Source organism: Nitrospina sp. 32_T5 (assembly GCF_052156635.1).
Taxonomy (GTDB): domain Bacteria; phylum Nitrospinota; class Nitrospinia; order Nitrospinales; family Nitrospinaceae; genus Nitrospina.
On sequence record NZ_JBQKUO010000001.1, the window covers coordinates 867,198 to 889,057 of the forward strand.

Sequence of the window (21,860 nt, forward strand, 5' to 3'; positions counted from 1 at the left end):
CGAACCGAGGGAAAGCAAGGGCTTATCTTGAGAAATGCACGCGTTTCACGTCGGTTTTTTCCTTGGACCAGGCGGGCGTGTACTGGATGAGAAGCTCGGCGCGGTGCACGTCATTTCCCGCCAAGTAGCGGTATTGCACGGGTTTTCTGTAAGGCAGGGCGGTTTCCTGTTGCGGCGCCAGGATTTCCTTGTACTCGTCGATGGCCTTCCCCGCTTCGTCAAAAAAAGTGGTGTACAGGTACATACGCGGGTCGCCGTTGTCCGCCGTCGGCACCCAGTGCGGCACGTTGAGGTTGGTGAGTTCCAGTTCGAACACGCGCTTGCCGAACGAACCGGTCACCGCAATCTCCACCTCGGTGATTTCCCGTTTTGGAAAACTGTGATCGGCGACTTCGCGTTTGGCGTGCAGCAGGCTTTTCGGAAAGCTTTGGGTGAGGCGCGCCAGTTTGCGCTGCATGTGGCAGGACTGGCAGGTTTTGTCCGATCCCGTCGCCTGCCACTGCTTGTAGGTTTTTTCATGACACGATGAGCAAAACTTCGCGGTCCGGTAGGCATCGTCCTGTTTCGTCGGATGCGGCGGCGACAGGATGTCGTAAGGCCCATGCATGGCGTCTTCCTTCACATGACAGGGCACGCAATAGATGCCATCGTCACGGTGCTTGAGGCGCGGTTGCGGTTTTTCTCCGGGGAACACGGTGATCGGGATGTGGCAGTTGAGGCATTTTTCCTTGGAATGGTTCTCCGACGCCTTGACGTAACCCTCGCTCACCCACGCCACCGAGTGACGGCTTTTCTTCCACGCTTCGAAAATATCTTTATGGCAATCGGCACACCGCTTCGCTTTGGGGTATTTCAACAGGTCCGGTTCGCGCACTTTCTGGATGAGGGAGTCCGGAATGAGGCCGGGGGTGATGTTGACGACGAAGTACACCGAGCACAGGGCGGCGAATCCCAACGCCCCGACGGCCAAAGCCCAGCGAAGCAGGCGGTAACGATCCATCGTACGCCTCCAGTGGGTGAAGAGATGGAGAAAGGGAAACGGTTTCCGGTTAGAACTGTTGCAGGAACCGCAGGTCGTTTTCGAAGAACAGGCGGATGTCGTTGATGCCGTATTTGAGCATGGCGATGCGTTCCATACCGAGTCCGAAGGCGAAGCCCGTCCACTTTTCCGGATCGTAATCGACGAAGCCGAACACCGCCGGGTCCACCATGCCGCACCCGAGGATCTCGATCCATCCCGTGCGCGAGCAGACGCGGCAGCCGTCGCCGCCGCAGATGACGCACTGGATGTCCACTTCCGCACTGGGAGAGGTGAACGGGAAAAAGCTGGGGCGGAAGCGCACCCCCGTATCGGGACCGAACACCTGGTGCACGAACAGGTTCATGACGCCCTTGAGATCGCTGAACGACACGCCCTCGTCCACCATCAATCCCTCGATCTGGTGGAACATCGGCGTGTGTGAGATGTCGGAATCGCAACGGTACACCTTGCCCGGCGCGATGATGCGCACCGGCGGTTGCTGTTTTTCCATGACGTGGATCTGCACCGGCGAGGTGTGGGTGCGCAGAACGCGATCGCCGATATAGAAGGTGTCCTGCATGTCGCGCGCCGGATGATCTTGCGGAATATTGAGCGCTTCGAAATTGTAGTAGTCGGATTCGATCTCCGGCCCTTCGGCCACGTCGAAACCGAGGCTGACGAAGACGCGGGTGATTTCTTCCATCACCTGCATGACGGGATGGAGCGTGCCGATGGGTTCGCGCCGGCCGGGCAGGGTGGTGTCGAACGTTCCGGATTTTTTGCCGCCTCCGGACTGTTCGAGTTCGCCGGATTTTTCCTGGATGCGTTCTTCGACGTGGGTTTTGAGGTCGTTGATGTGTTTGCCGACGGCACGTTTTTCTTCCGGCGGCAGACCGCGCAGGTCTTTCAGGATGACGGTGACGTGCCCCTTTTTTCCAAGGTAGCGCGTGCGCAGGTCCTTGAGGTCGGCGGAAGTGGAGGCGGAGGCCAGGGCTTCTTCGAATTCCCGGCGGTGGTTGTCAATCTGATCGATCATACCAGGCAAGGTCTGGGGAAAACTGGCCCGGCTGGGCCGGGGGCAAACAGGTTGTATTCCGATTGCACTGGGAAACCAAAACCCGCCCTTGGAACATCAGCCAGTTTCGTCTGGCCGCAGGCCGGTCAATTCAGATTGGAGCGGGCGGTTTCGAGCAGTGCCTTGAAGGACTTTTCGTTGTGGATCGCCATGTCGGACAGCACCTTGCGGTCCAGGTCGATGTTGGCTTTCTTCAGGCCGTGCATGAACTGGCTGTAGGTCAGTCCTTCGGCGCGGGCGGCGGCATTGATGCGTGCGATCCACAGGCGGCGGAAATCACGCTTGCGGGTGCGGCGGTCGCGGTAGGCGTAGCTGAGCGACTTCTCAACTGCCTCGCGGGCCTTGCGGTACGCGGTGCTGCGCACACTGCGGAAGCCTTTTGCCAGCTTCAACACTTTCTTTCGGCGATTACGGGATACAGTTCCGTTTACGGCTCTTGGCATTTTTCAGATTCTCCTGGTGTTCTCCCGGTTCGCTCAATTAGGCAACAGGGCTTTGATGCGCTTGGCGTCGCCGCTGGTCAGGGTGCGGCTGCGGCGCAGGTTGCGTTTTCGTTTAGTGGTTTTGCTGGTCAGGATGTGACTCGTGAACGCGGCGTTCCTGCGGATCTTGCCCGTCCCCGTTTTGCGAAATCGTTTCGCGGCGCTCTTGTTGGTTTTCATCTTCGGCATTGTGCTGACTCCGTTTTCCTTATCTCTATTCCTGTCACGGTCCGGCGCTCAGGCTTCGGCCGCATCTTCCTTTTTCGTCGGAACTTCCTTTTTCTTTTTCGGCACGAGAATCATCGTCAACGTACGGCCTTCCTGCTTCGAAGCCTGTTCGATATCGGCAAGATCCTCCAGCGTTTCGGCAACGCGTTCCAGCAGGCGCTGCCCGTTTTCGCGGTGAACGATCTCCCGGCCTTTGAAAAAGATCACGATCTTGGCCTTGTCCCCGGCTTCAAGAAAACGCTGGGCGTGCTTGATTTTGAAATTGAAATCGTGCTGGTCGGTATTCGGCCGGAATTTGACTTCCTTGACGTGAATGACCCTTTGGTTTTTCTTCGCTTCGTGCGCCCGTTTGCTTTGCTTGTACTTGTACTTGCCGTAATCCATGATCCGGCAAACGGGGGGGTTGGCGTGAGGCGCGACTTCCACCAGGTCGAGATCGTTTTCCTGCGCCATCGACAGGGCCTCGTGCGTGGGGAACGTTCCCAACTGTTCGCCATCGGCGCCAATCACCGTGACTTCCTTGACACGGATCATGTTGTTGATACGCTGTTTTTTATTAATACAAAGGTCTCCTATTCAATTTCAAATGAAAAAACGCTTTAAAGCACATCGATCGCCTTGGTGTCGATCTCGTGCTTCAACTGTTTCAAGAAATCATCCAATGACAGGGTGTGGGTATCCTGAGAGCGCCGCTTGCGGACGGCCACCTGCCCGGATTGCACTTCCTTGTCGCCTAAAACCAACATATAAGGGGTTTTGGCCATTTGGGCCTCCCTTATCTTGAACCCAATCTTTTCATTTCGCAAGTCTTTTTCCACCCGGATTCCGTTTTCTTCCAGTTTCGCCGCCACCTCTTCGGCATAGGCGTTCTGGCTATCCGTGATGGGCAAAAGTATCACTTGTACCGGGGCCAACCACAGGGGAAACGCCCCCGCGTAATGCTCGATCAGGCATCCGAAAAAACGTTCGATGGACCCCATCAGCGCGCGGTGGATCATGATCGGCTGATGGTGCTTGCCGTCCTCGGCGACGTACGACATTTCGAACCGGTGCGGCAGGTTGAAATCGACCTGGATGGTGGACACCTGCCAGAACCGGCCGAGGCTGTCCTTGATCTTGATGTCGATCTTGGGTCCGTAAAACACACCTTCGCCGGGGTCCTCCTCGTAGTCGAGGCCGGACTTGTCGAGCGCCTTCTGCAGGGCGCCGGTGGCGGTGACCCAGTCGTCGTCGGAGCCCACGGATTTCTCCGGCCGGGTGCTGAGGAACACCTTGTACTGGTCGAAGCCGAACGCGCGCAATATGTAGAGCACGAATTCGAGCACGCGTTCGATCTCGGACTCGATCTGGTTGCGCGCGCAGAACAGGTGCGCGTCGTCCTGAGTGAAGCCGCGCACGCGCAAAAGCCCGTGCATGACGCCCGACCGCTCGTAGCGGTACACCGTTCCCAGTTCGGCCCAGCGCAGGGGCAGGTCGCGGTAACTGCGCAGGTGCGACTTGTAAATCTGGATGTGGAACGGGCAGTTCATCGGCTTCAGGATGTATTCCTTGTTCTCGACATCCATCGGCGCGAACATGTTCTCTTTATAGAAATCGAAATGGCCGCTGATCTGCCACAAATCCGACTTTGCCGTGTGCGGCGTGTACACCAGCTCGTAACCGTTCTTGTAATGTTCCTGCCGCCAGAACTCCTCGACGATGTAGCGGATGCGGGATCCCTTCGGATGCCAGAGAATCAGCCCGGGGCCCACGTCCTCCGACATCGAAAACAGGTCGAGCTCCTTGCCCAGCTTGCGGTGGTCGCGCCGCTTGGCCTCTTCCAGGCGGTCGAGGTATTCCTTGAGTTCATCCTTGGTGCGCCAGGCGGTGCCATAGATGCGCTGCAGGACGGGGTTGCGCTCGTCACCGCGCCAGTAGGCGGCGGAGGTGGACAGCAGTTTGAATGCTTTCAGCCGCTTGGTGTTGTCCACGTGCGGACCGCGGCACAGGTCCGTGAAATCCCCTTGCGAGTAGGCGGAGATGGCGTCGTCCCGGTCGATGGACTCGATGATCTCCACCTTGAAATCCTCGCCCAGGTCCTTGAAGAACTTGACCGCTTCGTTGCGCGGCATCTCCTGGCGCTGAATGTCGAGACCTTTCTTCGCGATCTCCTTCATGCGCTTTTCGATCTTTTTGAGGTCCTCGGGAACGAACGGCGTCTCGCGGTAAAAATCGTAATAGAACCCGTCCTCGATGACCGGCCCGATGGTGACCTGCGTCTCGGGAAACAGTTCCTTCACCGCCTGCGCCATCAGGTGGGCGCAGCTGTGGCGGATGGTGTCGAGGTCGAATTCCGTTTGCGCCGGTTTGTTCTGGGTTTGTTCGTTCATAAGACGTAAAAAGGCATCATGGGACGATCCGCACATGATGCCCTTTTTTTGCTTAAAAAGACCTTGGAGGATCCTGATATTGAGAAAATAGGCACGGGCGGTTTCGAACCGCCGACCCCTTGCATGTCAAGCAAGTACTCTACCCCTGAGCTACGTGCCTGTAATCACCTAGATTGCTTGAGCTTATTCTATTTTTATTGACCGCTTTGTCAAGCCCAAAGCGGGCGTGGACCGCAGCAATTATTGGTAATGCTTTGTCTCCAGACGATGGTCGGCGGGCCCGTTCCAGATACCAACCGTTTCCTCCCCACGTCGTGGGGCGGGCGTGGCCCGTAGCAATTTGGCTACTGTCCGGCGGCCACGGCGATGATCCGTGGGCGCGAATCTGGATTCATCCAGTTGCGACCGGACTCAGTCCGGCGGGCTTGGCCCGTGTCAAAATGGGTAATACTTTGTTGGCAGACGATGGCGGAGGTCCCATGACCGCCTGCTAATTCATGGGAAGCGATTCGCCATAAAAAAACCCGGGCCCCGCAAACGGGACCCGGGCAGGAGGTTTCGACGATTACCGTGTGAGATTCACGGTCTCGGTAAGGAGGTCGTCGGTGGTGGTGATGATGCGGGCGCTCGCCTGGAACGCCTGCTGGGTTTTGATCATGGTGACGAACTCCTGTGCCAGGTCGACGTTGGAAAGCTCCAGCGTGCTTCCCAGCACGGAGCCGAACGCTCCGGTCTGCGGCGCCGCGATGACCGGCTGCCCGGACAGCCCGGATTCCGCAAACAGGTTCTGTCCCACCCGCGTCAGCCCGGTCGGGGCCAGGAAATCAGCCAGACCCAGCTGGAAGAGCGACTCCGACTGGCCGTTGCTGAACAGGCCGTTGATGGTGCCGTCGTTGGCCACGCTGATTCCCGTCAACACGCCGGTCGGAAAACCGTCCTGCACCACCGAGTTGTTGTTGGAGGTGGCGGCGAACCCGGTCACCTTGCCGTTGGTGGCAATGCCAGTCGTGTCGGCGAGGTCCCAGGTGATGTTCTGCGCGGCACCGGGAGGCGACGCCGTGGTGAAGTCGATGGTGACGGTCAGATCCTGAACGTCGCCGCCGAAAAGCACCGTGCCGCCGCTGTCCAGAACGCCGTCCAGTGTCCCGGTATTGTCGAATACCAGCGAACCGCTGTTATTTGCTGTAGCCGCAACCACCGTGCCCTCGCCCGCGGGAACCGATACCGCATAGTCCCACTGCGTGTGCGTGGTGGCCGGGAAGGTGGCCGTGGTGTTGGTCGCCTTGGTGAAGGTGATGGAAGCCACCACCTGGTTGCCCACCGAGTTGACCAGCGTGATCGGTGAGGTGAACGTGGTGCCTACCGCGGAGCGTGCGTCGAGGTTCGCTCCCAGCGTGAACTGCGTGCTGGCATTGGGGGCGGACTGCACTCCGGCGAGGTCCACGTTCTCCAGGGTGTTGTTCACGGTACCGCCGGTGACACGGAATCCCTGAAGAATGTTTCCGCCGATGTCCTGCACCACACCGTTGTCATTGATGCGGAACTGCCCGGCGCGGGTGTAAAAATTTCCCTGGCCGTTGTTGACGATGAAAAAACCCTGGCCGTCGATGGCCATGTCCAGCGAGTTGGTGCTGTTTTCGATCGCGCCCTGGGAAAAATCCTGCAACGATCCTATGAACTGCGTGCCCTGCCCCACCTGCGAGGTCACCGACCCGGAGGTCAGGACGGTGCTGAACAGATCGCCGAACACGCTTTTACTGCTTTTGAATCCAACCGTATTGGTGTTGGAAATGTTGTCGCCGATGACGTTCATGGCCTGCGAATTCGACCGCAAACCGGAAACACCGGAGAACAGGGAGCCTATGAGTGACATGACATCTCTCCTTATCGATTTTTATTAGAGCGAAACCCTGGAAATTTTATCTGCCGAAATCTTGGTACCGTTCACGATGGCGTAGGTGTCGCCGTCTTCAAACAGGACTTCCGACACCGTTCCCTTGGTGAAGGTGGTGGCCTCCACCGTATTGCCGGCGGGACTGGTCGCCTTCACGCGGAAGGTGTAGTTGCCTTCGGCCACCGGGTTGCCCGAAGCGTCCAATCCATCCCAGACAGCGGTGTTGCCGCCCTTGCCGCCGGAACCCGTGACGGTGCGTACCAGCGAACCGATCGCGTCGAACACCTCAACCGTCACCGTGTCCGCCTGCTCTGCGAGCGAGTAGCTGAGGTTGTGCGTGTCGCCGGATTTATGGGCGACGGTGTTGCCCTGCACATCCACCTGCTTGCCGATCATGTTGATCATGCTGGAATTGGTGGCGGCCTGTTGCGACTGGATCAGTTTCAGGATGTTGGTGTTGACGTTGGTCATCTGTTCCAGCGCGCTGAACTGCGCCAGCTGGGCGCTGAACTCCTGGCCGTCCATCGGGTCGAGCGGATTCTGGTTGCTGAGCTGGGCGATCATGAGTTTCATGAAATCATCCTTGCCCAGTGTGTTCTTGGCGCTGGTGGGCGCAGTGGATTTGTTCGATTCCGCGTACGGTAAAACACCATCCAACATGGCCAATGCCTCCTAAAGAGTTATGCGAATAAACTGATCGTTTGCGATTCGTTGAAAAACACCGGCCGGGTGAACGCGACTTCTTCCACCGGTCCGGACGCATCGGGTCCCTGTGCCGGATCAAACGGCCGGAACGCGTGCACCTGTTCCTGGCGCTGGTGCGATGACTGCCCCTGGTGGTTGCCGCCGACGAGCACGGTGAAGGAATCCACCTTCACGCCCTGACTGTGCATGCTGTCGCGCAGTTGCGTGAGGCTGCCTTCGATGGCCTGCTTGACCGCGTGGTTTTCCGCCACCAGGGTGGCGCGCACCGTTTCGCCGCTGGACGAAACGTTCAGCCGCACGGTGCCCAAAGACGGCGGGTCGAGTTTGATGTGCACCTCGCGCGAATGACCCAGGTTGCGGAACGCCACCTTTTCGATGATCTGTGCGGTCACGGGTTTTTCGACCCCGCCACGGGCGCTGTAGGTCTCCGCCATCATCGGCCGGAATCCCTCCCCGGCTTTGTCGGAAACGGGTGATGTGGACGTGGCGCCAACCGGAGCGGTCTGGTTTGCGGTCTGCGTGGCTTCGCCACCTGTGTTCATACCGTTGACTGCCGTTGCCGTTGCCGCCTGCGCCGATACGGCGGCGGGTTTCGGTGCAGCCGCGTTCGGGTTCAGCGGCTGCATGCCGGGATTCGTCTGTGCCTTGCCTTCGTGCGTCAGGTTGGAAACGGTCTGCGAACCGGATTTATCCCCCATCAGTTCGGCGGGGGTTTTCATCTTCGCGTCGGTGGAACGCATGTCGAGGTTCAGTTTGGGTTCGCGGGAAGGCGCGGCGGATTCGGTTTGCGTTTCGGGTGTCGGCTGGCCGGCTCCCCTGGATTTGGAAAGGCTCTGCGCCAGCTTGGCAAGCACCATGCGACCATCCACCTTGCTGTCCGAGCCGTTCATGCCGCGCGCCTCTTCGATGATCTTGCGCGCTTCGGCTTCGGTGAGGCCGGCCTTCATCAAGGCGTCGATCACTTTCTTTTCGAGGACGGTAGCGTTGGCCCCGTTGTTCTGCGCAGACTGGACGGCCATGCCATCATCCGGGTTTTCAACCTGGAGGTTCTGCAGGGCCTGCAGCAATCCGTTCAACGCCATCAGGAACGCACCGCCCTGACCGTTTTGATTCATGTCATCGTTCAATGCAGCGATGAGGCGGTCGAGCACCTCGGGATCGAGGTCCATCTGCCGGAGCTGTTCGATGAGCATGTCTTTCGACGCCCCGCCGTTTTGACCGGAGATCAGGTTCATCAGTTGAAGGTCCGGATCCGTTTTGAGCTGATTGAGCAGTTGCATGAGCGCATCGGTGCCCGGCTTGTTTGAATTTTCGGCTGAGTCCAGAAGCGCCTGCGCCTGTGGGGACAAACCCCCGGCGTTCTGCAACAAGGCGAGCAACGCCTGCAAGGAAGTTTCCTGCGGGATGGGACCGGACTGTTTCCCATCCGCCCATTGCGTTTGCGTATTGTCCGAAGCGGTTGTTGTGTATTTGGAGTCGTGGGTACGGGGTTGATAGGTTTTCGCAAAACGGTTTTCTGTTTTCGGTTCGTGAACGAATTCGCGAGTGCGGTTGTGTGATTCGGTACGGGTGTCGTCGAAGCGGCGGTCATGGTGGTGAGCGTCTGAAGAGGAAACATGGTCCTGCCGCACGGTGCGCGTGTCGTTCTGCATGAACTTGTCGAAGTCCGGCGCGCCCGTTTCCTTGCTCCCGGGCTGGAACCCGGATTGCCTGGACTGGGGCCCCGGCCCGATCAGTTGTGCAAGGATGTTTTTGTTTTGAGTGTTCACGATGGTTTCCTCATCACGCTGGCCCGAGGCACAGCTTTTTGGTTCCCCCTTGAAAAGCAAAGGGTGTGCCAAAACGGATAAAACCCGGGAAACTCTTACCAGGAGCGGGGTTGCGGGGTTGAAGGTGCGGAAACGAAGCCGGCCTGGAGCCGGGCAAATCCTGCCCCGGAGGGAAAATTTTTCCAGCCTGCTCCCGGATCGGGAGGAAACATTTCAATACCAGCCCAAGTGGATTAACCCAATTTTTAAGGTGGGGAAACAGGTCGGAAAAATATTTGGATTGAGGAAGGGATTGTTCTTGAAATCAAAAGCGGGTTCCTTTCATATGAAATTTAATGCATTCAGACGAAAACCCGAAAAGGTATAAAAAAACGACTCGAAACCATGCTGCCCACACTCACCTCACTGCGCACATTGTTGTTCGGCCTTTTCCTCATTATGCTGGGGAGTGGTCTGCAGGGCACCCTGCTCAGCCTGCGCGCCTCGTTTGAAGGATTTTCCCCCTTCCTCACCGGCTTCATCATGTCCGGGTATTACATCGGTTACCTGGTAGGGTCGCTGTGGGTCATCCGCATCACCCACGAAGTCGGGCATATCCGTGTGTTCGCGGCGATGGCCGCCATCGCGTCCGGCACCATCCTCCTTCACATGGTGTTTGTCCATCCTGTTGCCTGGCTGGTGTTCCGGCTGGTGACGGGATTCTGTTTCGTCGGCATCTTCATCACCGTGGAGAGCTGGGTGAACCATTTCACCCGCAACGAGATGCGGGGAAAAATCCTGTCGCTGTACATGGTGATCCAGTTCCTGGGAAGCGGGCTGGGCCAGATGCTTTTGAACGTGGACGACCCGCACGGCTTCATGCTGTTCATCCTGGTGTCGGTGGTCATTTCCATGGCGTCGGTGCCGATCCTGCTGTCCACTGCGACGGTGGCGCCCCAGATCACCAACCCGCCGAAACCCAAACTGGCCAGCCTGTTCAGCCTGGCGCGGCTGGGGCTCGTGGGATCGCTTGCGGTGGGCGTGTCCTCCGGCGCTTTCTGGGGGGTGGGTGCGGTGTACGCATCCAAGCTGGGGCTTTCGGTTTCCAACATCGCGCTGTTCATGGCGGTGGTCATTCTGGGCGGCATGGTGTTCCAATGGCCTCTGGGCTGGCTGGCGGACCGCATGACCCGGCAGAGAGTGATTGCCGTGGTGGCGTTTTCCGCCGCGTTCGTCTCTCTCGCCCTCCTGGTTTTTGAAAACAAAGGCATGAACGTACTGCTGTTTCTGGCCATGTTGTTCGGCGGATTTTCCCTGCCCCTGTATTCCATCCTTTCCGCGTACACCAACGACCACGTTCCGCCGGAGAAGATGATCCAGGCGAGCAGTGGTTTGATGCTGGTGTTCGGGCTGGGGGCCATCCTGGGTCCGATTGCAGGCGGCATCATGCTGGACGTACTGGGCAGTGCGGGGTTCTTCACCATGCAGACCATGGTGTTCGCGGTTCTGGGCAGTTACGCCTTCCGGCTGGAGGTGGTGGCACCGGAACCGGAAGTGGAAGAAAACGTGCCAACCGTGCCCGTGCCGTCGCGTCCGTCCCCCCTGTCCGCCGTATCGGTGGCGGAAACCATGCAGGAAGCCATCGATCCCGAATTCTCAAGCGACAACGGGCCGGGAGGCGAGGAAACAGAAGTGGGGGCTCCGTCCGGAGCGGGTGCGTTCGAATCGGATGGGGATAACGGGAAGATCGACCCGCCTTCCGCCGGCGCGTCAACGAAGGATGTTTGACAACAGCGCGGCATCCGGAAAATATTCCCTCGGGCACAGGAACCGGAAGATCTGCACGATGTGCCGCGCTGCATCCATCATGTCGTCATTGACCAGGTTCATGCCTCCCACCTTGTCGCGGATGACCACCTCAAAATAAGCCTCGGCGCGCTGTTTTCTTTCTTCAGGGTCCAGGCCGGCGGTGAGGATGGGTGCGAGCTCACCCACCTCCACCCAGAACCCGGCGCACTTCGAGCACTGGTCGACCTCCAGCTGCAGTTTCCGGCTGAACCAGTGGCGGTACAGGAGTGTGTTTTGACAATGCGGACAGATGTGATCCACATTGCGGAACGCATGCACCCCGTCCGAACGCGATACGGTGAGCAGTTCCGCACCGGCCCCCGGGAGCCTCTCGGGCAACCGCTTCAGGCTGTTCTTCCCGATCCAGTAACCGCCGCACCCCCCTTCACAGGCATGAACGCTCACCCCCGCCACACTGCGGGGAGTCAGGTTGTTCCCGCAGGAGGGACACTCCAGATGGGTTGTGTTTTCGGCAGTCATGGCAGTCGCTTTGTTTTTCTCAACCTACCAGAAACCGGGCCGCCTGAAAACAGCATGAACGCGCCCCACCCGGTGCCGGGCCGATGGCCGCTTGACCCTCCAACCACGAGAAAACAGTTGGAATTTTGATGGAACGGCGTTCCAATAATATAGAGAGATTGTTTGGCAAACAGGGTGTCCCCGGTTTTCGTCCAACCGCAAAAAGTTTGGTTTGCGGATACCGGATATAGCCCAAATATCATTTTATTCTTTAAAAATCAAAGCTTTAAGGGTACAATACTAGGGTTTTCACCCTATCATTTCAATTTTTTGGGTCCGAGGTTTATGGCTATCAAGTCGAAGCTCCGGTTGGGAGACATTTTGATTCGGGCGGGCGCCATCAACGAATCCCAACTGCTGGAGGCGCTGGAAATCCAGAAAAAAACCGGCATGCAGTTGGGCAAAGTCCTTGTGCAGATGAAATACATCACGGACAAGGACCTCGTATCCAGCTTGTCGGAGCAAATGGACATTCCGCAGGCCGACCTGGAAAACATCAAGATTCCGAACGAGGCCACCGACCTGGTCGAAGAAAAGTTTGCCCGCAAGTACATGCTCATCCCATTCAAAGTGGAGGGCAAAAAACTGAACCTGGCCATCACCAATCCATTCGACCTGTTTGCCATCGATGAAATCGCGGTGAAAACCGGGATGGATGTGGTGACCTGGCTGTCAACCGAATCCGAGGTCCACCGCGCGATTGAAGAGTATTACGGTGTGGCGTCTCACATCCAGGATGTGGTCAACCACCTGGGCGTGGGCGAAAAAGCCAGGAAGAAGGTGGAGGAACCCGTCAAGGCCGAGGTGGCGGACAGCAACGACGCGCCGGTCAAGAAGCTGGTGGACCTGATTTTGCGCCAGGCCCTGGAAGACGGTGCGAGCGACATCCACATCGAGCCGTACGAAAAATTCCTTCTCATCCGCAACCGTATTGACGGCGTTCTGTTCGAGGCCAAACGCATACCCAAATCCATCGAGTCCGCCTTGATTTCCCGTTTGAAGGTCATGGGGAGCCTGGACATCGCCGAAACCCGGGCGCCGCAGGACGGCGGATTTTCCCGCAAGCTTCAGGGCAGGGACATCGAGTTCCGTGTTTCTTCCTGCCCCACCATTTACGGCGAGAATCTCGTCATCCGCCTCCTGGACCGGTCCAAGCTGTCGCTCTCGCTGGACGACCTGGGCCTGATCGGCGGCAGCCTGGAAAAGTTCCAGAAGTTGCTGAGAAACCCCTACGGCGTCATTCTGGTGACCGGACCGACGGGAAGCGGAAAAACCACAACGCTCTACGCATCGCTCAGCCAGCTCAACACGCCGGACAAGAACATCAAGACCATTGAAGACCCGGTGGAATACCGGCTGGATGGCATCCGCCAGACGCAGGTCAACCCGAAGGCCAACATCACGTTCGCCACGGGGCTGCGCTCCCTGATGAGGCAGGACCCGGACATCGTGATGGTGGGTGAGATCCGCGATGCGGAGACCGCACAGATCGCCATCCAGGCGGCGCTGACGGGTCAGCTGGTGTTGAGCACCCTTCACACCAACGACACCGCGAGCACCATCTCGCGGCTGGCGGAGTTCGGCATCGAACCGTTTCTGATGGTGTCTTCCATCGTCGGCATCCTGGCCCAGCGCCTGGTTCGACGCATTTGCCAGGAATGCAAAACGGAACGCGCTCCCACCCCGGAAGAAATCGAAATTTTCAACATACAGGGTTTCGAAGTGGACGGGCTGACCCTCTACGAGGGCGAAGGGTGCAAGAATTGCAAAAAAAGCGGTTACAGAGGCCGCGTCGGAATTTACGAGGTGCTTTTGGTGGATGACATCATCCGCAAAATGATTCTGGACCGCAGCGCACCCATGGACATCCGGGACCGCGCCATGTCCTCGCAGGGACTTCGTACCCTGCGGCTGGACGGACTTTCCAAGGTGCTGAATGGAATGACCACGGTGGAAGAGTTGAACCGGATGACTTTCACCGAAGACTCGACGTTTTAACAGGAGCCGTCATGCCGCAATTTCAATACAAGGCACGCAACCGGATGGGGACCCTGATATCGGGAACGATGACAGCCGCCACCCAGCAGGACGTGGGCCTGGAATTGAGCCGCATGGGCCACTACCCCGTGGCCATCGAGACGGCCAGACGGGAACGGCCTTCCATAATGGAAACGGACCTGTTTACCCGTTTCCAGAGGATCAAAACCCAGGAGATCGTTCTGTTCACCCGGCAGATGTCCACCCTGTTCAACGCCGGCATTCCCATTCTTTCCATCCTGCAGGCTTTGGAAGACCAGGTGGAAAACCAGCGCTTCAAGGCGGTCGTTCGAAAACTACAGGATGACATTGCCGACGGTCTGGCGCTTTCGGAGGCCATGGCCCGTCACCCGGACGTGTTTCCCGATATTTACATCAACATGATCGAAGCCGGGGAAACCGGCGGCATCATGGAAGACGTTCTTGCCCGGCTGGCGGACCTGCTGGAGAAACAACAGGAGACCGACGCCAAGGTACGCGCGGCTTTTCGTTACCCGAAAATCGTGCTCGGCGTGATGGTGATCGCCATCGCTTTTCTCATGTGGAAGGTGGTCCCGGTGTTCATCAACCTGTTCCAGACCATCAAGGTGGAACTGCCCATGCCAACCCAGATCCTGGTGCTGATCCACGGCATGTTCGTGAAACACTGGATTTCGTTTGTGGTGGTCGTGGTGGGTGGCATCTACCTGTTTCGTCGTTACACGGCAACCCAGTTCGGCCGACACCAGTGGGACTACATCAAACTCCAGATTCCGCTTCTGGGGCCCATTCACCTGCGGTCATCGATGGCCAAGTTCGCGCGCGTCTTTGGCAACCTCCAGCGCAGCGGCGTACCCATTCTGGAATCCCTCCACGTGTCGGCACGAGTCGTGGATAACACCGTTTTGACTGGGGCCCTGATGAAATTGATCGATAGCGTCGAAGAGGGCAAGGGGCTGGCCCGGCCTTTGCGGGAAAGCGGATGGGTGCCGATCCTGGTGGTGCAGATGGTCGCGGCAGGGGAAACTTCCGGCGCCCTGGATGAAATGCTTCTCAAGGTGGCCGATTATTATGACCAGGAAGGGGAGCGCAGCATCAAGGCCCTGTCCACCTGGCTGGAACCCATCCTCATTGTAGTGATGGGCGTCATGGTCCTGTTTCTTGCGTTGTCCATTTTTCTGCCGATGTGGGATATGTCGAAAATGGCGCTGAGGTGACTGCCATGTTCAAACCCGATCACGATTCGGTCCGCCGCCAATCCGGTTGGAAATCGGAGCTGGGTTTCACGTTCATTGAAATGGTCATGGTCATTGTCATGATCGGCCTGCTGGCCTCCGTGGCCATTCAACGCATGTTCGATATGGCACGTCAGGCGGAAGTCACCGCCGAAGCCACCACCATCGAAATCCTGCGCTCGAATCTGCTGACGGTCATGGGAGAACAAATGCTCCAGGGGAAAAAAGCTTCCTTCCCGGAAAGCCCGTTTTCCGACCTCAATAAAATCCCGGAAGGATACGACCCGCGCCGCAGGGAAAAACCCACCGGGCTGGACAGGGACGACAATTTGTGGGTGTACGTTCGGGCCACAGGAAGCGAGATTCTTTCTCCCGAAGAGGCGGGCACCACGCTCACCTCGTTCGACGTCGATGGATTCATCTACCACCAGCGCAACAACGGAAAGGTGTTCCGCTGGGCCTACGACCGGTCCCGGGGGGCGATCAGCCGGAAATTTCAAGTACCGGACAGCGAACTGGAGCAGGCGGTGGAACGGATTTCGGACTCGGATTGGGATTGACCGGCACACGGCCGGGGTTCCGGCCGGCTATATCCGGTGCCCGAAAAAGTGTTGAAAAATAGACGGTTACTGACAAATAATGTCAGATTGGGACAATTTTCGTACCTCCAAATCAGCAACCCGGAATGGGGGCAGAATACCGAAAAAACCGCTTAACCCCTTGTCATCATTAGTATTAACATGGTTTTAACTCGGAAAACAGGAGCCCGCGCCGGGGGCGGGGTGAGAATCCATTCACCAAGGGGACTGAGATGAAAAAATCTTTTTTCGAGTCAATATTAATTTAATTTATTGTAAAATAAGACTTTAATTTGATCTCTCGGGTTTGGCAGGGGAATGAAATGGTTGCTTGGCACGACAATTGCTCTATTCAGGGTATACAAACAGCCGATCATTCCATTTTGAATAGTTGATTGGGTAAGAAATTCTACATTATCTAAAGAAGATTCCGTTAAACATTAAGGGAGGAGAGGGAATCATGTTGAAATCCAGAAAAAAGAATGAAAAAGGTTTCACTTTGGTTGAACTGATTTTGGTGATCGTGGTTTTGGGCATTCTGGCCGCTGTGGCCATTCCCAAATTCCTGGACCTGCAATCCGCCGCTTCGACGGCACGCCAGAAGGGCGCGCTTGCGGCACTGCGTGGATCCATCACGTTGCTGCATGCCCAGTACCTGCTGGACACCACGTCCACTTACGACGCCACCTCGGTACTGGCGCAAACGGACCTGGCGGGTACGACCGGTACCGCCTCCGCGGCGACCTCCATCACCATCACCTGGGATGACTCGACGACCAACACGTTCACGTATGCCGACCAGTCTGGTTTCAACCCGGGTACCGTGAACTGATCGTAGCAGCATGACGCCCCTCTCGGAAGAGGACCCTGCCCCCGGGCAGAGTCCTCTTTCTATTTTTTTAACGGCGAAGGAAATCGCCCTTTCCGGCCTGGCTTTTCTGGCCCTGGCCGTGTTGTATTTTCACGACATGGTCGGCGGCGATTTCATCTTCGGCGGCGGCGACCTCATTTCCTTCTTCATTCCCTACCGCATGCTGTGGCTGGAACAGGTGGGGGATTTCACCTTCCCGTTGTGGAACCCGTACATCCTGAGCGGCAACCCGCTGTTCGCCACGCTTCAACCCGCCATCCTTTACCCGCTGAGTCTCCTGTTCATCGCGTTTCCCTTTGTGCTGGCGGTGAACTTCACGGTGGTCCTGCATTATGCACTGGCGGGCTGGTTCATGTATCTCCTGATGCGCGCGTCGCACTGCGGTCGAGGCGCGTCGCTGGTGTCGGCTCTCATCTTCATGTTCGGCGGGTACCTGGTGACCGTGCGCATTTACCTGTCCACTTTCATGCCCGTTGCCTGGATTCCTCTTCTCCTGCTGTGTTTCTTCGCCGGACTGCGAAATCGGGATCTGCGCTGGGGACTGGCCGCGTCTGTGGTTGGAGCGTGCATGTTCCTCGCGGGCGGCGTGGAGACGTGTTACCAGATGTTCGGCCTGCTCACCCTGTTCGCCCTGTGGCCGCAAAGCCTGTTCCCGCAGGAATCCCTTCCCGCCTGGCGCTGGCGGCTGGCATACCTGGGCACTTTCTTTGCCGTCTTTATCGGACTCATTGCGGTGCAGTTTTTCCCGACTTATGAACTATCGAAGCTGACCGAACGGGCCGGGGGGCTCCCTATCGGCGAAGCGGCACGCTGGTCGATGATGCCGCAGGACCTGCTGCAGTTTTTCTTCCTCGATCCTTACGGTTACCTGAGCCAGCCGGATGCTTCCGGCACCAACCAGGTGTGGCTGCGCTCCCTGTATGTGGGAGCGATTCCGTTCCTGCTGGCCGGGCTGGCGCTATTGCGCGGCGGTCTGCGCGCCCGGGTCTGCGCGGGGGTGGCCGTGCTTTCGGCGCTGGTGGCGATGGGACCGGCGGGCGGGCTGTATCCGCTCTTTCACGCCGCCGTCCCGTTTTTCGACACCTTCCGTTACCCGGTCAAATTCATCCTGCCCGCGGTGGTGATGCTCGCCCTTCTTGCAGGGTGGGGGTGGGATGGGTTTGTCCGCGAGGCCGGGTCCGCCCCCACGGCCAGAATCAAACGCGCGCCGGTGTGGATCGGCCTGGCCACAGCGGGCATGGTCCTGTTCGGCCTGATCAATGCGTTCGAACCGGCCATTCAGAGGACAATGCAGGAAGCGGGACTGGTGCCGCCCACTTACAATGATGTGAGGATCAACCTGTTCAATTCCAAACGCCTGCTGGCGTTCCTGTCGTTGTTCTGCCTGATGTTGTTTTTCTTTCTGCGCACGGAGCGAAAACCCCGGCGGTGGCTGGGTGCCGCATTGTTCGTGCTGGCACTGGACCTGGTTTTCAGTGGCTACGGCTTTCATCACAAAGTGCCGATAGAAGACTTTGAAGCGACCGATCCCCTGACCCGTTTCATGCAGACCCATGCCGGCGAGGAACGTATTTACATTGCCGACAACGCCGAGCGGGCCAAGGATGGAGGCATCGCCAGAGTGAACCTGCGCGGCAACCTCATCCAGGGTCCCAAGGTACCGCTTCCCATCCGCACCGTGCCCGGAATTTACCAGGCGGACGGCTGGGCGGTGATGCGGCAGAACCTTTATCTCAAGTTTCGCAAAATCCTCCGGGTGCCGCCGTTCGAAAACCGTCTCAACCTGCTTCGCCTCGCCAACGTGCAGTACATCGTGAGCCGGGACCCGCTGGCATCGCCAAAACTTGAGCCGGTGGAATTTCACGATCCCGCCTACCCGGAGTTGAAGGTTTACAAAAATACCGGTTTCCTGCCGCGTGGGTTTCTGGTGGGAGAGTGCCGGGTGGTTGCAGACGAGAAACACATCATCGCCAAGCTTCTGGACGGGCGCAACGACTTCTCCCGGCAGGTCATCCTGGAACAGCCGCCGGAGGGGTTTGAATGCACCGGCGACGACAATCCGGAAACCCCTTCACCCCGGCCGGTGGGATCCGTCGCCGATCTCGTTCTCGATTACGGTTCGGTGACGCTCACTGCCACCACGCCCGAGCCGCAGGTGCTCGTGCTGTCCGACGCGCATTATCCCGGCTGGAAGGCGTCGATCGACGGCGAGGACGTGCCGCTTTACCGCGCCAACCTGGTGTACCGCGCGGTGGTGGTGCCCGCCGGAACGCACCGGATCCGGTTCGAGTACCGGCCGTGGAGTTTCCGCCTCGGTGCGGGAATCACGCTGGTTACCATTGTTTTGTGTGGCGCTTTTCTGTTAAAACCTAAACGTCGCCATGCAAACACAAACGCCATCCCCGTCACACCGTCGTAAACAAGCGCTCGCGCTGGCCCTCCTCACCCTGCTGTATGCGTGGACCCGCTTGTTTGCTCTCACGCGCCTGCCCATCTTTTCCGACGAAGCCATCTACATCCACTGGGCGCAGATCATCCTGAGCGATCCGACGCAGATCCTGATTTCGATGACCGACGGCAAGCCACCCTTGTTCATGTGGCTGAACGCGATGACGCTCGCGTTGTTCGACGATCCGCTGGTGGCGGGACGGGTGGTGTCGGTGCTGGCCGGATGGGCCGCCATGCTGGGTGTATTTTTTATCGGGCGCGACCTGTTTTCCCTCCGCGCGGGGGTGGCCTCGGCCCTTCTTTATGTGCTGCTCCCCTACACCTTGTTCTTCGACCGGCTGGCATTGGTGGACGGGCTCCTCACCGCGCTGGGGGTGTGGTCGTTACGCTGGGCCTTCCACATCGTCCACGAAACGCGGGACCCCAAAAAAGCCTTCCGCGTGCTGGGCGTGCTGTGGGCATTGATGCTGTGGACCAAGGCCAGCGCTCTCCTCTGGATCCTCATTCCCGTCCTCATGTTTTTCATGTGGGGCGCGCACAAGCGGACCGGATTCTGGATGCAGCTGGGCGTCGCGGTATCGATTCCACTGTTGATGAACGCGGTCATCTATTACCTGGCGCCGCCGGTGCGCGTGCCGGGCCGCCTGCCGTTCCTGCATCACCTCGCTTACTTCATTCCGCTGGAAGAGCTGGTCCGTTTCCCGTTCATGATCTGGATCCGAAACCTGTGGATCACCCATGAATTTTTCGCCACCTACCTGACCTGGCCTGTGGCGTTGCTGCTGCTGATGGGACTGGTGAAACTGATCCAGAAAAAAGACCGGGCGGAAATGGCACTATGGAGCTGGCTGGTTCTTCCGGGGCTGGCGATCGTGCTGGTGGCCAACGGATTCTTCTCACGATATTTTTTACCGATGGTTCCGGCGGCGGCGCTGATTGCCGGTCTGGCCGTGGACCGCATGGCGGGATGGCTGGCCGGACGCCTGGCCAAACGCAGGGCTTCCTCATCGGCGGTCCCGCCGCGCATGCAATCGGGCGCCCTGGTTTTGTTGCTTTTCGTGACGGGTCTCACCGCGGCAGTGTGGGACGCCCGCCTGCTCAACGATCCGCGAACCGCATCCCTGCACGAGCTCGACCGGCTTCTCTACGTCGAAGGCATGAATTCCGGTTATGGTGTGAAGGAGGCGGCGGATTATCTGCGCCAGCAGGCGGTGAAGAACCAGCAGCAACGAGGTTACGAACTGTACCTCATGATCCCGCGCCTGCCCGGCAACCCGGCGGAGGGCATCACCGTTTACCTTTTCGGCGACCCCAACATCGTGTTCGTGCCCGCGTTCTGGTGGCCGGAAAAACCGCTCCTTCCCGACAGCAACCACTTCACCCTGCGGCCGTCGATCTACCAGTTGTTTCCGCGCGTCCGGCGGCACGCGCATCTCCTGGATTTTGCCTACTTCGTGTACCCCAACACCACCTACCCTCAGGAAACGTTTCTGCAGGTGAACCCGGGTTTCCACAAAGAGTGGAGCCATCCCAAACCGGACAAAAAACACGCCGTGGATTTGTTTCAGAACTTCACAGAAAAACTGGAGCTGGAACTGCCGACTCTGGGAAAACGCTAAAGGTTCTTTGCGGCCAGGGCTTTCCGGATAGACTCGATGCGCTTCCGGTTGACGCCCAGGTCACTGCGTCCGATGCGCGAGGCGGAACGGAAGTGGAGGGTCTTCGTCTCCGCGTAAATCAGGAATTCAACATCATCCACGAAACGGAAGACCAGGCTGGTGAACTCCGCATACAGGTAATGGGGATTCCGGGTGATGATCTCCACCCGGTCGCGACTGGCCAGTTCCTCCTGGATGGCCTTCATCACCGCTTCCGGTTCACTTTTAAACATCAGCGGTTTCACCTGGTGCTCGGCGTCGGAAGCAAAACTGGAAACGCAGTTGGGGGAATCCGGACAGGGGGCGAGGCGTCCGTCGGTCACACCCAGATGATCCGGCCGGGTGCCGGAACACGCCGCCAGAAGCAAAGCCAGCCCGGCCAGCGGAAGCCACCTGCCGGCCACCGGAAGCCGGTTCTTATTATTTGATTTATTTGGAGTTGGGTTTTCCGATGTGGTCATAAGCGTGTTTGACAACCCTGGCAGGTTCCCTTAAAGTATTTAGTGTCACTCTGATCTCCCGGAACTCCTATGTCTCTTGAAACAGCCTACCAGAATACGGACGTGGTGTTGACCAAAAGGCTCACCCGAAGCCAGAAAAACGGTGTCCGCTACCTTCGCTGTCTGGCCCTGATCCTGGTAACCCTGTTTCTGGTGACAGTCGATTTCATTGAATTCTTCCTGTACACCGGCCTCACCGCCTTGGCGGCGTGGCTCCTGGCAAAATGGGTCTGCCGGCGGCCCCGTATATTACTGAATACGGAAAGCCGCTCCCTGCTGATGACGGACTCGTTTTTTTTCTGGAAACAGCAAGCGTATCACGCCCAGCAGATTCAGCGGGTCGCGGTGTCACTGGAAACGGAATCCGGTAGCCGCCGATTTTTCCGGCCGCACCTGGTGATCAAAAACCCGGATAAACCCGCCAAGCCCACCACCGTCAACTGCTTCGATCTGGAAGACATTGTGGAAGCCCATTACATGGCCCAGTTGATGGCCGCCTTTGCACGGGTACGGGGACACGACATCAAGGGCAACACCCTGCCCACTCTCAAATCCTGCATACCCACCAAATACCTCGCAGGCGGTGAAGGCTCCGCGCGCCCCATACCCGTACGCATTCCAAAAAAGAAGCCCGCGACCCGCGCCACCGTTTAAAAGACAAAACT

At 58.2% G+C, this 21,860-nt stretch carries 19 protein-coding genes and 1 tRNA gene; 8 read left to right on the top strand and 12 right to left on the bottom strand.

The features are described from left to right. Window positions 1–22: 22 nt before the first annotated feature. The 10 genes from ACTRW9_RS04035 to ACTRW9_RS04080 all read right to left on the bottom strand — a co-directional run bounded on the left by ACTRW9_RS04035 (window position 23) and on the right by ACTRW9_RS04080 (window position 9,543). Entirely contained in the window at window positions 23–1,000 is a 978-nt protein-coding gene (locus tag ACTRW9_RS04035) for a multiheme c-type cytochrome (protein ID WP_442428386.1), read from the bottom strand. Window positions 1,001–1,049: 49 nt separating this feature from the next. Beyond that, window positions 1,050–2,057 carry a phenylalanine--tRNA ligase subunit alpha gene (locus ACTRW9_RS04040; protein WP_442426853.1) on the bottom strand — a complete coding sequence of 336 codons (1,008 nt, stop codon included), beginning with the start codon at window positions 2,055–2,057 and terminating at the stop codon, window positions 1,050–1,052. Window positions 2,058–2,182: 125 nt separating this feature from the next. Continuing rightward, window positions 2,183–2,539: a 50S ribosomal protein L20 gene (rplT, locus tag ACTRW9_RS04045; RefSeq protein ID WP_237097006.1), complete on the bottom strand. Its 357-nt coding sequence runs from the start codon at window positions 2,537–2,539 to the stop codon at window positions 2,183–2,185. A gap of 33 nt (window positions 2,540–2,572) precedes the next feature. Continuing rightward, window positions 2,573–2,767: a 50S ribosomal protein L35 gene (gene rpmI, locus ACTRW9_RS04050; protein WP_005007187.1), complete on the bottom strand. Its 195-nt coding sequence runs from the start codon at window positions 2,765–2,767 to the stop codon at window positions 2,573–2,575. 48 nt (window positions 2,768–2,815) lie between these two features. Next, window positions 2,816–3,367 carry a translation initiation factor IF-3 gene (gene infC / locus ACTRW9_RS04055; RefSeq protein ID WP_275450597.1) on the bottom strand — a complete coding sequence of 184 codons (552 nt, stop codon included), beginning with the start codon at window positions 3,365–3,367 and terminating at the stop codon, window positions 2,816–2,818. Window positions 3,368–3,405: 38 nt separating this feature from the next. After that, window positions 3,406–5,175, bottom strand: coding sequence for a threonine--tRNA ligase (gene thrS, locus ACTRW9_RS04060; RefSeq protein WP_442428387.1), 1,770 nt, complete (start codon window positions 5,173–5,175; stop codon window positions 3,406–3,408). A gap of 88 nt (window positions 5,176–5,263) precedes the next feature. Continuing rightward, window positions 5,264–5,335, bottom strand: a tRNA-Val gene (locus ACTRW9_RS04065). Between the two features lie 405 nt (window positions 5,336–5,740). Then, window positions 5,741–7,048 carry a flagellar hook protein FlgE gene (locus ACTRW9_RS04070; RefSeq protein WP_442426855.1) on the bottom strand — a complete coding sequence of 436 codons (1,308 nt, stop codon included), beginning with the start codon at window positions 7,046–7,048 and terminating at the stop codon, window positions 5,741–5,743. A 24-nt stretch (window positions 7,049–7,072) separates the two neighbouring features. Further along, a complete protein-coding gene (locus ACTRW9_RS04075) occupies window positions 7,073–7,729 on the bottom strand; it encodes a flagellar hook assembly protein FlgD (protein WP_442426856.1) in 657 nt (218 codons plus the stop codon). 20 nt (window positions 7,730–7,749) lie between these two features. After that, a complete protein-coding gene (locus ACTRW9_RS04080) occupies window positions 7,750–9,543 on the bottom strand; it encodes a flagellar hook-length control protein FliK (RefSeq protein WP_442428388.1) in 1,794 nt (597 codons plus the stop codon). 384 nt (window positions 9,544–9,927) lie between these two features. On the opposite strand from ACTRW9_RS04080, the gene ACTRW9_RS04085 reads away from it, so the two are divergent. After that, on the top strand, window positions 9,928–11,310 hold the full coding sequence (locus ACTRW9_RS04085; protein WP_442428389.1) for an MFS transporter: 1,383 nt from the start codon (window positions 9,928–9,930) through the stop codon (window positions 11,308–11,310). Here the strand turns inward: ACTRW9_RS04085 and ACTRW9_RS04090 are convergent. Continuing rightward, window positions 11,293–11,850, bottom strand: coding sequence for a zf-TFIIB domain-containing protein (locus ACTRW9_RS04090; RefSeq protein WP_442428390.1), 558 nt, complete (start codon window positions 11,848–11,850; stop codon window positions 11,293–11,295). The two genes, ACTRW9_RS04085 and ACTRW9_RS04090, sit on opposite strands and share 18 nt — an antisense overlap. Before the next feature lie 324 nt (window positions 11,851–12,174). Here ACTRW9_RS04090 and ACTRW9_RS04095 point away from each other — a divergent pair, with 324 nt between their 5' ends. From ACTRW9_RS04095 to ACTRW9_RS04120, 6 genes are all read left to right on the top strand, one after another. After that, complete coding sequence (locus tag ACTRW9_RS04095; protein ID WP_442428391.1) at window positions 12,175–13,887, top strand: GspE/PulE family protein; 1,713 nt, start codon at window positions 12,175–12,177, stop codon at window positions 13,885–13,887. 11 nt (window positions 13,888–13,898) lie between these two features. Next, on the top strand, window positions 13,899–15,122 hold the full coding sequence (locus ACTRW9_RS04100) for a type II secretion system F family protein (RefSeq protein WP_442428392.1): 1,224 nt from the start codon (window positions 13,899–13,901) through the stop codon (window positions 15,120–15,122). 5 nt (window positions 15,123–15,127) lie between these two features. Continuing rightward, window positions 15,128–15,700, top strand: coding sequence for a type II secretion system protein (locus ACTRW9_RS04105; protein WP_442428393.1), 573 nt, complete (start codon window positions 15,128–15,130; stop codon window positions 15,698–15,700). Window positions 15,701–16,178: 478 nt separating this feature from the next. Continuing rightward, entirely contained in the window at window positions 16,179–16,550 is a 372-nt protein-coding gene (locus ACTRW9_RS04110) for a prepilin-type N-terminal cleavage/methylation domain-containing protein (protein ID WP_442426863.1), read from the top strand. 10 nt (window positions 16,551–16,560) lie between these two features. Beyond that, complete coding sequence (locus ACTRW9_RS04115; RefSeq protein WP_442428394.1) at window positions 16,561–19,008, top strand: YfhO family protein; 2,448 nt, start codon at window positions 16,561–16,563, stop codon at window positions 19,006–19,008. Next, window positions 18,971–20,656: an ArnT family glycosyltransferase gene (locus tag ACTRW9_RS04120; protein ID WP_442428395.1), complete on the top strand. Its 1,686-nt coding sequence runs from the start codon at window positions 18,971–18,973 to the stop codon at window positions 20,654–20,656. Before ACTRW9_RS04115 ends, ACTRW9_RS04120 begins: the two co-directional genes overlap by 38 nt. On the opposite strand, the gene ACTRW9_RS04125 is transcribed toward ACTRW9_RS04120, so the two are convergent. Continuing rightward, entirely contained in the window at window positions 20,653–21,099 is a 447-nt protein-coding gene (locus ACTRW9_RS04125; RefSeq protein WP_442428396.1) for a DUF1499 domain-containing protein, read from the bottom strand. The two genes, ACTRW9_RS04120 and ACTRW9_RS04125, sit on opposite strands and share 4 nt — an antisense overlap. A gap of 126 nt (window positions 21,100–21,225) precedes the next feature. Here ACTRW9_RS04125 and ACTRW9_RS04130 point away from each other — a divergent pair, with 126 nt between their 5' ends. Further along, a complete protein-coding gene (locus ACTRW9_RS04130; RefSeq protein WP_442428397.1) occupies window positions 21,226–21,849 on the top strand; it encodes a hypothetical protein in 624 nt (207 codons plus the stop codon). Window positions 21,850–21,860 lie beyond the last annotated feature (11 nt).